The following is a 17549-nucleotide window of genomic DNA, read 5'->3' on the forward strand; positions in this document are numbered from 1 at the left end:
TATTCATAACTCATTTACACATTCAGGAATATATCCTGTCCATTACCAACCATAGTTTTGAACCAATAACTTATTGCGGTCTATTTCGCGCTGGGCAAAAGGATACAAATAATGATTCCTATTAAATACACGAGTTTCAAATGGCACTCTCTTCCAAAATCCGTCAGGAGTTTCTGTCGGACTCATATTCCCGATAGGATAAGTAGTATCCATACCATACATTTTTCCACCATCTGTCTTTTCAGCAATCATCCAGGTACGTGTGTCGAAATAGCGATGTCTCTCAAATGCCAGTTCCACACGACGTTCCTTACGACAGAGTTCTATCAGTTCTTCGACAGATGCATCCGGATAAACTTCCAGAATGGGAGGGACTCCGGCACGGTTACGCAAATCGTTCCACTTTTCCATTGCTTCTTCATAATATCCAGTAGGTAGTGTGACAGCTCTCTTTTTACATTCCAATACTGATTCTATGAAATTCAGATAAATCTCTCCCAAACGGAATACAGGGAAAGTGATATTTCCCCAGTTGTCACTGGCAGAATTCTGATAATGATCGTAGAAGCGGTTACACAGATATCCGCTCTTCGGATAATCGTGCGCCTTATTACCATTGCCACCTTTAGCAAAAGAGATAGAGGTTTTAGCTTCACCGTGCAGCCATGTATTTCCGCTAAAGAAAACCGTGATATAGAAACGTGGTTCTCTGTCTTTATACATATTGGGAGCCTTAATCCAATAATTGTCAGAAGTGGACCAGCCCTTTGCCGGATATTCCCAATCGGTTTTCACTAATTCATTCTCCAGATTATATCCAGCTTCTTCATCCACAATGGGTTTGCCTGCAACACTGTATCCTGTAATCGGATAGCGTCCTGTATTCATGGCATAAGCATCCACTAATTGCTGAGTAGGACCGATCCCCCCATAGGCCGTGCCCGCCACTCCGGTCGGTACAGTCGTAACACTCCAGCCGAAACGCTTAAAATAACCATCTGTCCAAATTAACTCACTGTTCCACACTTTATAACCAATACCATAATAATCTTCATAGGGATTTCCATTTCCGGCCCGATAAAGTCTGTAGCTGCCATCTTCAAAAACCTTATGTGCAGCCTGGGCTGCAACAAGCCACTTATTTGCATCATAAGTCTGCGGGAAGAGAGGTTTTCCCGACTGTTCAGGAAATTCTTCGCAAACAGGATTGCTTATGTCTCTGTAAAGAGAATTTCCATTAAATAAATCACGGGCAGAATACAATGTCAGACGCGAAATAACAGCATAACATGTACCTTGTGTGGCAAATCCCCACTCACTATTACTGAGTTCCGTCTGTTTCTGCATTGCAGGGTCTTCGGCGCAAGCGGTCATTTCGCTGACAACATAATCTACACATTGCTCCCAAGTAGCCCGAGGACGATACAGTTCTTCCGTACTTGCCATAAAGTCCAAAAGTTCGTCTCCAAGCAAAAATACAGGACCAAAGTCGCGCATCATCATAAAATAGTAATATGCCCGGGCAAAACGTGCCTGAATCTTCCATTTAGCCAGTTCATGTCTGTCTAACAGAGGATCCGAACATTTATCTGCATTTTGCAGAAAGATATTACATTCACGGATACCTTTATAATAATAGTCCATCTTGTAATAAGGAATACTGGAAGGATTCCACGAGCCGAAATTCATTGCACGGAAATCACGTTCGAAAGCAATGGTACCTTCATCCGATGCCCCGATATATGGATCATCATTACCTATTTCCCGCGAATTCTCTTTAGGAAGGAAAGACATCGCATTTAACCAATACTGCTTAGTCGTATTCCTCGACTCCCATATTTTCTCAAATGTCAGCTTCTCATCCTCTTGTCTGTCTAGAAAATCTTCACAAGCAATCAAAAGAAATCCCGACAATGCAACAAGAGATAAACTATAAATATATTTCAATAAATTCATCATGGCACAAATTATAAGTTGATATTAAATCCTAAGGTTATTACTCTATTCAATGGATAACCGGAACCATCGGAACTGCCCTTTTCCGGATCCCACAGTTTGAAGCTACTGAATGTCAGCAGATTATTTGCTGCCACATAAAAGCGCAAAGACCTAATAAAATTCTTACCCAACAATTTCTTGGGTAATGTATAACCGATCTCCAGATTCTTCAGACGTATAAAACTACCATCTCTCATCCACCAGTCGGAAGTCTGGTTATTGTTGGAAGAACCTGCCTGGTTTGACAGACTTAAACGCGGATAAATAGCGCGGGCATTCTGCTCCGGAGTATTGGTAGACATCCATACATTGCCGTATATATCTTCATTGACCGCTGAACGCTCCATGCTACCGCTACTGAAAGGGCTACGAAGGGAAGCACCTGCCAAGAAAAAACTGGTATGAGCCACTCCTTGGAAGAATACGTTGAAGTCCCAATTTTTCCATTGTGCTGTCGCTCCAAAACCATATATTATTTCCGGCATATTAGTATATCCCAATGCCACTTCATCCTGAGAGTCTATGACACCGTCTCCATTGATATCCTGATATTTAATGTCACCTACACGATATTCACCATAAGTCTGTCGCGGACTGCAATCTATTTCTTCCTGGCTGGTGAACAACCCCAGTGCTTTCAGACCGAAAGGCTGCACGGAACCGTATGACCCGAAGGGTTTGCCTATACGATTCTGATATTTATATTCCCAGTCCGGATCATCATTATTAATCATCTTATTACGGTTATAAGTAAAATTACCGCGTGCCGTAACAAATACATTATTAATTTTCTGTGAATATTCGAGATTAGCATCAATGCCTTGGTTCAAGGTTTCACCGACATTTATATATGGAACTGTAGAGATACCCACAATAATCGGAAGTCCGGAACGCTGCAAGAAGATTCCGCTGCGTTTTTCACGAAAATAGTCTACTTGCAGTTTTGCTTTCTCAAACAAAGACAATTCAATACCCACATTGAGTTTCAACGCCTCTTCCCAGGAAGCTGATAAATTTTCCACTTCACCTACAATGATACCTTGTCCACCTTGATTTCCACTTTCACCATAGTTCCAGCTACCACCATTAACAATGGTCGATTCGTATACCCAGCGACGTTGTCCGCCTATGTCATCATTTCCTACCAAGCCGTAAGAAGCTTTCAATTTGAGCACATCAACGACTTTAGTAACCGGTTCAAACCACTTTTCATTGGAGACCATCCAACCTATGGCACCGGCAGGGAAAAAACCAAAACGATGACCACGGGCAAAATTCTCCGAACCGTTATATCCCATATTAAATTCCGCAAAGTAAGTATCCCGGAAAGCATATGTCAGACGTCCTGCCAAGCCTTGATTCTTATAAGGCAAAGCGTCATCCCCACTTTCAGCCTGCGTATTTGTACGTATTTTCTGATTATACAAAAACAGCCCTCCTACGCGGTGTTCCTCTGCAAAAATACGGTTATAAGTCAACGAACCTTCCAAATAAGTAGTCATCGTTCCGCTACGTCCCACCGTATAGCCTAATTTTTCATCTCCCGTATGAACAGGGTCCCATATACCATCATTATTATTATCATCATATATCAGACTCCCATCTTCTGCCCTTCCGTGTGCATGATAAGTAGTAGGTGTCTTGTAGCGTCTTTGCGAAGTGGTATTCCACGCATCCCATGAAAATTTCACATTAGCGGTCAGACCTTCCAGCGGCTTCCAGAGTTTACCCATATCCTGTGTCAGACCAATCAAAGACTGAGCAGAATTCCAGAATTGTTCCCTATAGCCAGAATGTACAAGCAAGTTCCAGGGATTCTGTCCCGCATCAGTCGACGGGCCTGATAAAGTTCCATCCGAATATCTCACCGGGAAAGCATTCGGTGATGTAGAAAGCGTATAGCTCCATATATCATCGTCATTACTTCCATAGCCAGGGCCAAATGATTTCTCATAAATATTAGCCAAATTAACATTCAGCAAAGTACTGGAAGTTACATTAATATCCACATTAGCACGGAAATTGAATTTATTGTAACGCAATGATGAATTATATCCATAAATGTTACCTGCATTCTTATAGATAGAGTTCTCATGATAATATGAACCGGCAACGTAATACTTTACGACATCTCCACCTCCTGTAACACTCAAGTTAACACGCTGATTTTCTGCCACATTATCAAACAAAGATTTTGTCCAGTCCACATTCGGATACAAATCGGAATCACTACCATCCCGATATTTCTGAATTTCATCCTGAGAATAATAATTGGAGGCAGAAGCTTCATTATATAATTCTGCCCACTCAGCAGCTCCCAACATAGAAGGACGGCGTGTAGGATTGGTAAAGCCAAACTCGGCACGAGCATTAATTCTGGGCTTCCCTTCTTGACCTTTCTTCGTCGTTATCAGAATAACACCATTAGCACCACGAACACCATAAACGGCTGATGCGGCAGCATCCTTAAGAATAGAGAAAGAAGCAATATCTTCCGTATCTACCAAATCAAGATCACGTTCAATACCGTCTACCAAGACCAGCGGAGTAGAAGTTCCTTTGAAAGAAGACACACCACGGATATAAAATTCGGCAGCACTGTTTTTTCCCGGTTCACCAGAACGTGACATAGAAACCACACCAGCCAACTGCCCGGCCAAAGAAGTAGAAAGTGAAGCACCGGGAACTTTCAACGCGGCTACATCCACAGTTGAGATAGCACCAACTACACTTTCCTTTTTCTGACGGCCATAACCTACCACAACCACATCAGCCAGTTCGTTCACTTTTTGCTCCAGACGAACAACTATATTCTGCTGATTGCCTACAGTGATAATTTTATCCCCTAATCCGAGAAAAGATATTTTCAACTTATCTGCAGCAGCCACTTCAATCTCGAAAGTACCGTCCAGGTCGGTAGTAACACCACGTGTACTACCCACCACCACGATTGTGGCGCCTGGCAACGGTTCTCCCAAGTCATCCATAACTTTGCCCCGGAACATCTTTTTACTCTCTTGTGTTACTCCCGGAACAACAATGTCCTTCTTATCATTCTTTGATATGAATATCTGGCGGTCCTTAATAACATATGAATTATCCGTACCGGCAAAGACCTGTCTCAGTATTTCTTCCACAGTCTTATTTTCGGCTTTGATATTTACCCTACGATTAATGTCCAGCACATTATCATAGTAAAAGAATACATATTCACTTTGTCGTTCTATCGCTGCAAAGACATCCTTCACTGTGCCCTTATTCACATTCAATGATAATAATGTTGACTGTGAATATACCTCATTGGCAAATCCGACATTAATTCCTATCAGAAGCAATAATATAGTGAATTTTATCTTGTCATATTTTTCCTTCCATAAACTACATTCCTTTTTCATGTTTTCATTATTGGATTTAAAGAATAATTATTGTATAAGATTAAAATTAAAGATGAGATAGAAGCAGTCTTACTGCTATGATTATTTGGGTGTTTTTCAATTTTTTATCTTCATAAGCACTTTACTCTTTTGAGGTTGATTATCAATTTCTTTTTCTAAACGTATACTTTTCATCCGAATGCGTGTAATCCACGGGAACCGTATGTGTCAGCCCTTCAAGCAGACTGTCCAAATCCTCCAGTAAGTTCAGTTTACCTGAACACCTGAACATTGCCACATCCGGATCATAGCTGATTTCCTTTCCGTAGTAACGCGAAATACGGTTAAGAATAGAAGAAAGCGGTTCGCTATGATAGATGTAGATGCCATCTTTCCATGATATATAATCCGCCACTACCACTTCTTTCACCCGACTACCGCGTTGCTCACTGTAAGAGAGCATCTCATTAGGTACCAATTTAACCTGTTCATCCTTGGTGCTGACGCGGACAGAACCCGATGCCAGTACAACTGAACTTTGTGCATCATCCTTATAGGCTGTTACATTAAACGAAGTACCCAGTACCTGCACGTCCAGCATATTTGTAGCCACTACGAAAGGACGCTTTTCATCACGAGCCACTTCCATATATACCTCACCATCCACAAAAATCTCCCTTCTATTTTTCTTGAATTTATTGGGATAGATTACACGGCTACCCGCATTAACCCACATCTTTGTCCCATCCTCCAGAACCAGAGTAGAACGTTTACCATTTGGTACAATCAGCTGGTTAAAGCCGTATCCCTCATCGGTGTCCGTCTCCTGAAGTTTCTTGGAATTGACTGTCACATTACCCTTTGAGTCATATTGAATCTTTGAGTTCTGCCCCTTGATTGCTACGGATTTCTTCGGCAAGATAAGCTGTATCTCATCTCCTTGCGTCGTCACCTCTCTTTGAGAAAGCAACTGCAACGATTTGTCGATGGTAATACGGTCATACATATCAGTAATGTTCAGCAATAAAACGATCAGTATAGATGCAGCCGCAGAGACAAACGCACTCATACGGAGGAGGCGGGATCGTTTGACACGCCGGTTAGCATCTGTTATTCTTTTCCAAAGCTCTTCTTTTCCTGACGGAGTTATCCGTTCTTTCTTCATGCGGAAAGCGTTCAGCACAAAACAAGCCTGTTCATATTCCGTACGGGCTAACTTGCCTGAACGCAACCATTCATTCCAAAAAATATCGGACTCCGGCGTTCTTTCTTTATGCGATTGGATGAAATAATCATCATCCAACAACTCTTTAGCAGAAAAGCCTGCATAATTTTTCATCTCAGTTTCCATACTTCTATCTTCATTTCAATAGGTAAACACACACTTTTCAGGAATATACTCACTTTTAGGAGAAAATTATAAAAAAAATGTCTTACCCCTAATTAAGTTGGCCAACTACTAACTTAATCCAGGGTAAGACAAGAATATTCCGATAACTACTTAAAGCTTGGTAAAAAACAGCAAGAAAAGGAAGAAGTCTTCAGCAGAGAATGTCTCACGAAGTTTTTTGAGAGCACGCTGGATTATATTCTGGGCAGATTGAGCCTTCATATCCATCAGCACTCCTATCTCTTCATAACTCAGTCCTTCTTCAAAACGATAATAGATAATTTCTTTCTGGTGCGGAGTCAGCGTCTTCAGCATCTCAAGTATACGCTCATTCTTGGAAGCATCATGTTCCCGCTCTATCATCCTGTCTTCAACTGTATATTCTATGGAAAATACAGGTCCGGCATCTTCGATGGAAACAGACTCTACCTCATTCCTGATAGAATTAAACAACTGACGCTTCAATGCCACGAACAGATACAGTTTTATATTGTTCGTTTCCCCAAGATTCTTACGGTTCTGGTAGATTTTGATAAATAAATCCTGAATACAGTCTTCAACCAAGCACTTATCATTTATAAAGCAAGAAGCATAGGAATAAAGTGAGTCTACATGCTGCTTGTAAATGCAGGCATATGCTTCCTCATCTCCTCCTATAAAACGTTTCCATAATAGTAAATCAGTTACCGGCATATACTAATGAAATATCAAGTTAAAAAATCTTTTTATAATGGTTTCAGTACAATTGTCTCATTCACCGAAGTGGAAAATATAAGTTCCTCTCCTTGCAATTGTTTATCCGGTTTCCCATTACGCACCAATAAAACCGTCTTTCCTTTCCAGGGATTTACAACCGTACAGAAACGCCCTTTTTCACTAAACACCGTAACATCGCATACTGTTCCGTCCTTAAAACTTGCCGAGACAAGAAAAGCCCCCCACGTTCTGATTTTCTCAAAACTGGCATCGACCGCTTTGGGCCATACTGTGAATAATCGTATCTTATTTCCCACACTCATACAAGCCATTTCATTCAGCGTATTGGCCACCGTACAACTATTCTCTATGCCATGAGGATTGTCCAATTGAAAACCATTAGGATAGGTATGAATCGCATACTTACGTAACTCCTCCATAATTTTCTTCGGAGCATAGCCAACTCTTACAGCAGCGGGATAAAAACTACTGGTAGCATTATGATGCTGCCATTGCTGGATAGCATCCACTGTATTCAATCCAGTAACAAGCAAAACCGAATCGCTGTCCAAAGTTACTCCATTGGCAGGGTATATCATTGAAAAACTTACTCCGGACACTTGCCTCCCATGCTCATCCTCTTCAGCCCCCCGAAGGAAACGCTTCCCTTTTCGTTCCCACGTAGGCAGCTCCCTTAAATGGTTTATAATATCCTGCCACTTAGTCTGTCTATATTCATCCCGTTTAAGTTCTTTGCTAAGTTCTATTGCCAGTTCCAAAGCATTCTTCAGTAAGGCAATAGACATTCCAGGGTTTTTACTGAACCCGGACTTTTCATTCTCTGCATCTCCATATATCTGATACTGTCCGTCTTCAAACTTCAGAAAGTCCTCCCAAAAGTCCGCAATAGCCAGTACATAAGGATAGATTCGTTTCCCATAGCTCAAATCATAAGTATGCCGCCAGTGTTGAGCCATATTTACGGTACCAAACAGAGCGTGGGAACGTTGTTTATAAAACAATCCTCCGAACTCCACATCTCCCTCTTCAGTATAACCGTTGTCCGTTAATACAGGAAAATCTCTAGTCACCTCGACTCCCAACGGGCCGATACCTACCGGATACAGAATTCCACGTGTTCGTGTCACATGCTCGGCATACCATCGTCCTCTTGGCATAAAATCAAGCAACGGTGTTTCTTGTCCGGTAGCCTGCTCTATGCGATTGGCACCGTACAACCCATAAAAAGGAGCATAGAAATTATAGTTCAGATGATAATCGCCATTCCAGGTCGGTTTATCTGTCGTCACCCAACCAAACAGAGCAGGTGGAAACTTTTTGTCACGGCTACAGGCACCCATAGTATACAACCCTTGATAATAAGCTTTCATCAGCACTTTATCGCCTATTGTGAAAGAGGATTTATCCCAATAAGATTTCCACCACATATTATGTGCATCCCACAAGCGTTCCATCATTGCGGGATTCATGTTACGAACTTCCTTCACCACATGCTTCAACGGATTTTTTTTCTTAAACTTGCTCTCAAGAGCAATAAAGAGAGTGATAGGTTCGCCGGGATTCAAAATCACTTTCCTGGAATCAGCCGCAGTTGTCCGTACAGCAAAGGCAATCATTGTAGGAATATCTGTTTCCTTTATGAAGCTTCGTGTCAGATAGATTGTTCCGTCAGACTCTCCTTTTTCTACTAAAGCCACTTCATTCTGAGGTGCATTCAATTCCAATTCCACCCCTACAGGAGCTTCTAAGGCGGTTAAAGTAACAGTTATCAGATTTTCAGTGGCCGAAACCCAGGAAGAAGCCTTAACCTTGCAATCATTCTGTTTCAAGAAACATTCTGTCTTACCATTCATTAATGACTGCTCCGCCCTGAACGTTGCATCCACAAGACTCTTCATCTTAATATCTACATAACCGCATACTCTGGGACCGGAAAGGTGTTCCGCTTTCGACTGTAAACGCCAAAAATCATTTTTTGTCAGATAATAACGCAATATTCCCTGTTCAAATCCGACACACATTCCGATATCCCCGTTTCCCATCAATGGGGCATCTGTCGATGGTTCATTAGGAACATGCAAAGGAGCATGCTCCCATACATTCTTAAAATCAGACGGTTGCGTGTATCCGTTGTATACCCAGAATAAGGCTGCAATTATTAAAAGAAAGTTTTTCATTTATAAGAATACTAATTATAAGATATAAGGTCTGATATGATATCACCGGGCAAATATACAATAAAAAAATACCAGAGAAATCTATGACCAAGAAAAAGTTGTCTTTAACATATAGTTGTTTAAAACCCCAATGGCATGAATCCAACTGCATAACAGTGGATTCATGCCATTTCTTTTGATAGTTCCGATACGATATATTTATCCCTTCGCATCAGAGGCTAAATTCATTATCCCAAAGGATTCTCGTCCAAGCCTCCTTGACCGGAACCACTGCCGTCCGGTTTCGGATTAACGACTGCATCTTTGACCACAGTACCCTTACCCAATTCCAGTCTTTCTACACTAACCTTACTCAGCATTTCCTTGAAGTAGACTCCTGAACTGAAAATTATTTTACGACGATACACCGTATTGGCATCCACATCCTTCACTCCCGCCTGACTTTTCGCATTCAACCCGGGACGGAAGCATCCGAAATCCCCCAACTGTACGGAATATCCTTTATCCAAATCCATATTCAAGGTATCAATCAGCCCGTCAATCACCATCTTCACTACGCCACGCGGAGCCATACTCACCTTCTGTACTTCTTCGCAGAGTGTCTTAAATTCTACCATTCCCAATACTTTAGCTTGAGCCACAAATTTCTCAGTTTTAGTTTTGTCAAAACCAAATACTACCTTCTTCACTTCATACTTAATTGCCATAATTTTTTCTGTTTTTAATGATTTAATAATAATAGGTATAATACTTTTCTCCTATCTGATCCGGAAGCAAGAAACATTTTACCGTGAGGCCTCAACAGTCGGACGTTCTGTTTTCTCAGATTCGATGTTGCAAAGTTAGGGTGAGATGCATCGGAAAGCAAGAAAATAGCATCTACCAACAATTTAAGTAAATCACTATCAAACAACACATTACAATATCATCATCTCTACAGGGGATAGAATGAAGGAAAAACGAGAGAAGACGGGAAAGAAGAAGATTTGGCAATAGGCTCTACAAGAGAAAGAGCTAAAGAGCTGATAATGAATGGGTGCTTTAGAGAGCATCTCTACAAGCAGACTTTCTCTTGATTACGTGAGCCTTATTGAATCTTGCAGTCATTACAACAAACTTATTGAATCGCTCATTCACTATTTATTTCATATCTTTTTAATAACGCGTGCAGGATTTCCTGCTACTATAGTATTTGACTCAACATCGCGGGTAACCACACTTCCCGCACCTACTACGCTATTTTCTCCAATAGTTACACCGGGAAGAATAGTAGCACCTGCTCCTATCCATGCCCTACGACAGATATGCACTGGTTTACAAGTAATAACCATTCTGTTTTCAAGATCATGATTATTTGATATAAGTTGTACATTGGCGGCTATCTGTACTTCATCATCAATAGTAATGCCACCGGCAGACATCATCAGGCATCCATTCATTATAATGACACTTTTCCCGATTTTCACATTATGGGCACGTACCACTGTTAGCGGGGTATTAATCCGGCTTCCCGCCCCCATATCAGGGAAAAGCTGGTGAAGTAGTTCGTCATATTCTTCTGTCATCGGCATAGTGTGGTTCAACCGGAAAAGCAGTTGTGCCTGCTCCTTTGCCAAGAGTAAATCCTCTTCACTTTGGTGGGCACAGTCTATTCTTATTTCTTCCATTGTTCTGTTTCTATTTTTTTGCAAAGATAGCCTGTCATTTTCAATGTCATAATAGATAAATTACGGATTTAATAACCAAATTTCCGGTTTTATGATTTAATTAGCAGACTATTTATTCTTCATATACACCACATTCCTCCCCGCTCCGTACCTCTTCAGCAGCCCGTCCTCAATAAACAAGTTCAAGTCCGTAACCGCCTGTTTCACGCTGCGTCCTGTCAGACGGGCATACTGTGCACGATTGATGCAGGGCTGTTCCTGCTGCAAATACTCATCAAGTAACCGGAAACGTTGCTCCACGGACAGAAACGGAGTAGAAGATTCGGGCTTGGATGACGACTGTGGATGGCGTTCCAACCGCATCTTTTTATCCAATTCTTTATAGAATTCCTTCCCCAAACGGAAGTTCAAACCGCGAAGCGTCACCGAAGCGGCACGCAGTTCTTTTTTTTCCATTGCTTCACGCCGACAATTCAGTGAAGGGGTGAAATAGCCAAGTTCGCCCAGTTCCACCGTCCAACCATCAGCAAGGCAGTCACGCAACTCATCCATAAAGGCAGCCATCGCACCTTCCAACATGCTGCGGCTGATGCCGGTAAAAAGATGGACACGGTCTATAAATTCTTTCCGTTCTATGGTTCCTTTAGGTATGAAACGGGCATAAAGGGGTTGCTGTTCACCGGTTTGGCGAATGTCAGGCTTCTCAAAAAGATCATAATATGCACTCATCTATATGCTTTTTATGGGGTACTCCACGTCAGAAGACATGAAGTGCCGGGGTTAAGTGGTCGCGCCGCCATTTCTATCTCTTTCTCCTACGACAGCTAAGTAAAATCGCAGTAAACACTTATTCTTTCTATCATGGAGAAAGTTTCTTTCCACCACGGTGATTTTTTCTTTCCACCATGGAGGAAAGAAAAAATCACCGTGGTGGAAAGAAATAGTATTCGTATACAAATGTACTAAGCTCCCGCAACAAAAGCAATAGAAATACCTAAGAAAATAGATAAAGATTTGCAAAACATCCCCAGTAGTAGACATACTGTGGCAGACGAATCCGTGAGTTTGTGAAACATATTGCCTGATAAACTGATTGATTTTGCAGAAAAATAAAAAGAAATTTCTAACTGTAGGTTCGATAGATATTATCGTAAAAAAGCCCTGCAAAGGGCTTGTAATAAAGGGGAATATAATAAATGGAGAAGAAATGCGAAAAACACTCCACAAATCTTCCCCATTCAGCAATCACTATCTTATTTCAACTCGAACGGAACCGTTCCACGAATATCTGCGGAAGAGGCTCCGATATAAGCCTTAAACTTACCCGGTTCTGCCGTCCATCTGCCAACAGTTTCATCATAGAACTTCAAATCATCCGGAGTGATGGTGAAGGTTACTTCTTTTTCTTCACCCGGTGCCAAAGTTATCTTTTGGAACGCCTTTAACTCTTTCACAGGACGCAAAACACTACATTTTTCATCTCCTACATATAGTTGCACGACTTCCTTTCCGGCAATACTACCCGTATTCTTTACAGGAATGGTCACAGTCAGAGAGTTGTCAGCAGTTATTGTTTTAGCTGAAGCTACTGGTTTGCCATAGGCAAAAGTCGTATAACTCAAACCATACCCGAAAGGGAATAAGGCGGGAATCTTCTTGGCATCATGCCAGCGATAACCTACCAGAATATCTTCTTTGTAGACCTGCTTGATACTATCACCCGGATAACTCAATTCGTCAAATGCATGCGCACCGCAATCCGTCAATTTCACAGGGAAGGAGAAAGGAAGTTTTCCGCTGGGATTCACCGCACCACTCAGTACATCAGCAAGTGAATTGCCACCCATAGATCCCAGATACCAACCTTGTAGGACGGCCGGAACTTTATTCAGCCAAGGCATTTCCACGGCATTACCACTCAACAATACCAATACCATATTTTTATTGACTCCCAACAGAGATTCAATCAGTTCATTTTGTCCGAATGGCAAACCGTATGTCACACGGTCGCCGGCTTCACAATCCTGGAAATGATTCTTATTCAATCCACCGAACAAAATCACAAGATCGGCTTCTTTGGCAAGTTCAGTCGCTGCTGTGCGCAAGGAATCCATCACCGACTGGGGAATTTCTTCTGCACGCCCATACATCGGACGTCCGGCAGCGTAACCTTTCGTATAAACTACCTTGTCACCATAAAGAGCGCGCATGCCATCGAGTGGAGATATCATATCTCTTACCTTCAGTTCAGAAGAACCGCCTCCTTCGTTCAACAAGCGGACAGCATTGTCACCTACTACCAGTATACGTTGGTATTTGGAGCCATCAAGCGGCAGCAAAGGGGTACCTTTTTTCTGGACAGGTGTATTCTTCAGAAGCACAATACCTTCGTTGCCAATCTCACGGGCTGCCTTGTAATGCTCTTCGGTAGTCAATGAGCCGTATGGTTTCTGACGATTCATCGCTGTACGGAATATCAGGCGGAGGATACGGGAGGCTTTATCATCCACCGTACTCACAGGCACTTTACCATCCTTCAGCATCCGGAGATAAGGATCCGCCAGATAATAATCGTTATAAGTAAATGCGCTTTCAGAAGTCAGACCGTTGGTATAAGAGCCCATTTCAATGTCCAGGCCGTTCATGGCAGCTTCGTAAGTATCGTGAGCACCACCCCAGTCGGTTACGACTACGCCATCAAAGCCCCAGTCGTTTTTCAATATCTTATTCAGTATCAAGTCATTGTGACAGGCATGCTGACCTCGTATCTTATTGTAAGCACCCATCACCGTCCAAGCACCGCCTTTCTGCACAGCAGCTTTAAAAGCGGGCAGATAGATTTCGTGCAGGGCACGGTCACTAAGTTCCACGTCGATATGCCCGCGCCATAGCTCCTGGTTGTTCAGCGCATAATGTTTCACACTGACGGCTACACCGTTTTTCTGCACTTCCTGAATATAAGGCACACACATTACTCCCGCCAGATAAGGGTCCTCCCCCATATACTCAAAGTTCCGGCCATTCAACGGAGTTCGATAGATATTAACGCCGGGTCCGAGAAGCACATCTTTTTCGCGATAACGCGCTTCTTCACCGATGGCCTTGCCGTAGGTGGCGGACATTTCCGGATTCCAGGTGGCTGCAAGACAGGTCAGGGCGGGAAATGCGGTGATGCTATCGTTAGTCCATCCGGCATACCCCCAGTCATTCCAGTTGATTTCGGCACGAACGCCGTGAGGGCCATCACTCATCCAAAGTTCGGGAATGCCGAGCCGGGGAACACCAGGGCTGCTGAATTTACTCTGAGCATGGCAAAGAGCTACTTTTTCTTCCAGCGTCATGCGGCCGAGAGCATCCTTCACACGTGCTTCGATGGGTTGGGTATCATCTAGATATACAGGAGTCTGCGCAGTCAGAGTTCCCACTGAACAGGCAAGCAAAAGGGTTGCAAAGAGTTGTTTCTTCATACTATCATTTTATAAAAGGTTCTATTAATTATTTGATTTTATCGATCAGCTACTAAGATAGTACTGCCTATCATTCGCCCTGCTAAATTATCATTTCGCTTTAATTGCTGTCACAGCCGTCTTTAGTCCTTCAGAGTTAGCGGTCAACTTTATACCACCGGACTTTCCGTCGTTCTGAATCACCACCAGGCACTTCCCATAGAAAGCCTTGCGACGGTCGGCCTTGAATTTCTCCATAGAAATGGGACTGCCATTATCCACACCGGCAATGAAGCCCGCGCCTTGCACATCAAATACGACCTGATTATCCGCATCCGGACAAAGATTACCATCCTTATCCAGTATCTCTACAGATATGAAACTGAGGTCTTTCCCATCCGATTTTATTTCACTCCGGTCAGCCGTCAGCCGAATCTGCACAGGTTCACCCGCAGTGCGGATTTCCTGTTCGAGCACCGTCTTTCCATCTCGGCGGGAAACAGCACGCACCACACCCGGTTCATACTTCACACGCCATACGACATGAAAATCATCCTTACCTTTCGTACGCACGCCTTGTGACTTGCCATTCACAAAAAGCTCCACTTCATCGGCATTATTATAATAAGCCCACATATCGATGTCCTGACCCGGCGTCCAGTTCCAATGTGGAAAGAGATGTAATACTTTCTTTTCGGGATTCCATTCGGACTGATAGAGGTAATACACATCTTTCGGGAAACCAGCCAGGTCTACAATTCCAAAATAAGAACTGCGTGCCGGCCATCCGTAGGGAGTAGGTTCTCCGATATAGTCGAATCCCGTCCAAACGTATTGCCCGCTGATAAAAGCATTGTTCTTCACATGACGCATGGTTCCTTCATGGCTGTTCCCCCAGGGGACATGGCAATTATCGTATGAAGAACAAGAGAATGAAGCATCATAATAGGGCTTATCCCAACGTTCGGGACAAACCACCGTTTCATCACTTGGCATATGGTAATAACCACGTGTCATCAGTGCCGACACACTCTCCGTCACAATAAACGGCTTACCGGGAAAGTTTTCGGGTACGCCTGCAAACCAATCGTCATGATAATTAAAGCCAATGATATCCAGCGCTTCCGAACGGAATAGATGATTGTTCGGGTTCGGCTCATTGCAACCTGCAGTCACGGGACGGGTGGAATCCAGGTTCCTCACCATATCCGCCAACTTTTTCGTCAGCAAGGAATTGACACTCATCTCGCCTTCCTTTGCCAGCATGCTTTTGTCATGCCCGAAATTCAGTATCAGGTTTGCCTCTTCAAGGGTCAGCGTATCCGCTTTAGCGTCCGACCATTGTTCAAGCACTTCATTGCCAATGCTCCACATAAATACGGAGGGATGGTTACGGTCGCGGAGTATCAGGTCGGTCAGATCGCGTTCGTGCCACTCGTTGAAGTAACGGGAATAGTCATGAGCCGTTTTTCTTTTGCGCCACATATCGAATGTCTCGTCCATTACGATAAATCCCATACGGTCACAAAGATCGAGCAATTCCGGTGAGGGAGGATTATGAGAACAACGAATACCATTACATCCCATTTCTTTCAATATCTCCAACTGCCGCTCGATGGCGCGGACGTTAACCACCGCTCCCAGACATCCCAAGTCATGGTGCATACAAACGCCGTTTATCTTCACTTGTTCTCCATTCAGAATAAACCCTTTCTGTGCATCAAAACGGAAGGTACGGATACCGGTATTCGTACAGTAATTATCCAGTACTTTACCGGTTGTCTTATCAATAAGGATACTGTTCACCTTATATATATAAGGAGTGTTTACACTCCAGAGATTAGGGTTCTTCACTACAATTTCCTGTTCTACCTCGTTCGGACAGGCAGGTATCACTTGCAGTTCCGATGCAACCTCACCCACAACATTCCCTTCTGCATCCATCAGCCGTGACTGCAACACAACATCTGCCAAAGAAACAATTTCCGAATCAAAAACAACATACGTACCATCCGCCTGCTTCACGGAATCTTGCAGCTGAGCTGCCGCATCATACTGTATTTTAGTACGTATGTTTAGTCGGGCACTGTTCTTCGACACATCTTCCGCCGTGATAAAAGTGCCCCATTGCGCTATGTGCACAGGATTAAGTTTCGTAAGCCATACATTACGGTAGATGCCACACCCCGAATACCAGCGGGAATTAGGTTGTTCCGCATTGTCCACACGCACGGCAACTACATTCTTTCCGCCCCACTTGATATGGGGAGTCAGATCGTAACTGAACGAGACATATCCATAAGGACGTACACCAAGGGAATGACCATTGATAAAGACTTCCGAATTCATATATACACCGTCAAAATCAATATACAGGCGCTTGCCTTCATCCGCTTTGTCAACAGTAAACGTTTTGCGATACCAACCGATACCACCGGGTAATGCCCCGCCTCCTGTTCCGGAAGGATTATCCCTGCTGAACTCTCCCTCGATGGCCCAGTCATGTGGAAGATTGAGGATCCGCCATGCCGTGTCGTCATAATCGGGACGGGATGCCGCAGAGTCATCTCCCAGATGAAAAGTCCAGTCAGCGGTGAAGTCCTGCCGACGGTTATCGGTAACCTGTTCAGCGGAGGTGCAACCTCCCAATGCTAAGAAGAGGAGCAAACAGGATATTGGTATTATTAATAGTTGTTTCATGATATTGATTGTATAAATGATAATTTATCGCGCTTTGCACGATAAGTAACGAGCTACAAGCGACAAGTGACAAGTACCTT

Annotated in this window: 10 protein-coding genes; all 10 read right to left on the reverse strand. The window is 43.1% G+C overall.

Features of this window, described 5'->3' with window-relative positions; all coding sequences use genetic code 11:
* Positions 1-42: 42 nt before the first annotated feature.
* Positions 43-1959, reverse strand: a complete 1917-nt coding sequence (locus BN161_RS05400) for a RagB/SusD family nutrient uptake outer membrane protein (RefSeq protein WP_052356186.1) — start codon at positions 1957-1959, stop codon at positions 43-45.
* Positions 1960-1967: 8 nt separating this feature from the next.
* A complete protein-coding gene (locus BN161_RS05405; RefSeq protein WP_044263621.1) occupies positions 1968-5393 on the reverse strand; it encodes a TonB-dependent receptor in 3426 nt (1141 codons plus the stop codon).
* Positions 5394-5535: 142 nt separating this feature from the next.
* Positions 5536-6723 (reverse strand): FecR family protein, encoded by a 1188-nt coding sequence (locus BN161_RS05410; protein ID WP_052356187.1) that lies wholly within the window; start codon positions 6721-6723, stop codon positions 5536-5538.
* Between the two features lie 150 nt (positions 6724-6873).
* The gene (locus BN161_RS05415) at positions 6874-7455 is read right to left on the reverse strand and encodes an RNA polymerase sigma factor (protein ID WP_044263625.1); all 582 of its coding nucleotides are present in this window, start codon (positions 7453-7455) and stop codon (positions 6874-6876) included.
* 32 nt (positions 7456-7487) lie between these two features.
* Positions 7488-9656, reverse strand: a complete 2169-nt coding sequence (locus tag BN161_RS05420) for a glycosyl hydrolase family 95 catalytic domain-containing protein (protein WP_044263626.1) — start codon at positions 9654-9656, stop codon at positions 7488-7490.
* Between the two features lie 227 nt (positions 9657-9883).
* Positions 9884-10363 (reverse strand): HU family DNA-binding protein, encoded by a 480-nt coding sequence (locus tag BN161_RS05425; RefSeq protein WP_044263628.1) that lies wholly within the window; start codon positions 10361-10363, stop codon positions 9884-9886.
* A gap of 438 nt (positions 10364-10801) precedes the next feature.
* Positions 10802-11323: a DapH/DapD/GlmU-related protein gene (locus tag BN161_RS05430; protein ID WP_044263630.1), complete on the reverse strand. Its 522-nt coding sequence runs from the start codon at positions 11321-11323 to the stop codon at positions 10802-10804.
* 108 nt (positions 11324-11431) lie between these two features.
* Positions 11432-12052, reverse strand: coding sequence for an HU family DNA-binding protein (locus BN161_RS05435; RefSeq protein WP_044263632.1), 621 nt, complete (start codon positions 12050-12052; stop codon positions 11432-11434).
* Between the two features lie 524 nt (positions 12053-12576).
* On the reverse strand, positions 12577-14790 hold the full coding sequence (locus BN161_RS05440) for a glycoside hydrolase family 3 C-terminal domain-containing protein (RefSeq protein WP_044263634.1): 2214 nt from the start codon (positions 14788-14790) through the stop codon (positions 12577-12579).
* 90 nt (positions 14791-14880) lie between these two features.
* Positions 14881-17469, reverse strand: a complete 2589-nt coding sequence (locus BN161_RS05445) for a glycoside hydrolase family 2 TIM barrel-domain containing protein (protein ID WP_044263635.1) — start codon at positions 17467-17469, stop codon at positions 14881-14883.
* Positions 17470-17549: the final 80 nt, after the last annotated feature.

It is taken from the genome of Bacteroides timonensis (assembly GCF_000513195.1).
In the GTDB taxonomy this organism is placed as follows: domain Bacteria; phylum Bacteroidota; class Bacteroidia; order Bacteroidales; family Bacteroidaceae; genus Bacteroides; species Bacteroides timonensis.

Excerpts from the sequence above, each read along its gene's own strand:
- BN161_RS05440 (WP_044263634.1), bottom strand. The coding sequence starts at position 14,790 with ATGAAGAAACAACTCTTTGCAACCCTTTTGCTTGCCTGTTCAGTGGGA.
- BN161_RS05445 (WP_044263635.1), bottom strand. The coding sequence starts at position 17,469 with ATGAAACAACTATTAATAATACCAATATCCTGTTTGCTCCTCTTCTTA.
- BN161_RS05430 (WP_044263630.1), bottom strand. The coding sequence starts at position 11,323 with ATGGAAGAAATAAGAATAGACTGTGCCCACCAAAGTGAAGAGGATTTA.
- BN161_RS05420 (WP_044263626.1), bottom strand. The coding sequence starts at position 9,656 with ATGAAAAACTTTCTTTTAATAATTGCAGCCTTATTCTGGGTATACAAC.
- BN161_RS05410 (WP_052356187.1), bottom strand. The coding sequence starts at position 6,723 with ATGGAAACTGAGATGAAAAATTATGCAGGCTTTTCTGCTAAAGAGTTG.
- BN161_RS05425 (WP_044263628.1), bottom strand. The coding sequence starts at position 10,363 with ATGGCAATTAAGTATGAAGTGAAGAAGGTAGTATTTGGTTTTGACAAA.
- BN161_RS05415 (WP_044263625.1), bottom strand. The coding sequence starts at position 7,455 with ATGCCGGTAACTGATTTACTATTATGGAAACGTTTTATAGGAGGAGAT.
- BN161_RS05400 (WP_052356186.1), bottom strand. The coding sequence starts at position 1,959 with ATGATGAATTTATTGAAATATATTTATAGTTTATCTCTTGTTGCATTG.
- BN161_RS05405 (WP_044263621.1), bottom strand. The coding sequence starts at position 5,393 with ATGAAAAAGGAATGTAGTTTATGGAAGGAAAAATATGACAAGATAAAA.
- BN161_RS05435 (WP_044263632.1), bottom strand. The coding sequence starts at position 12,052 with ATGAGTGCATATTATGATCTTTTTGAGAAGCCTGACATTCGCCAAACC.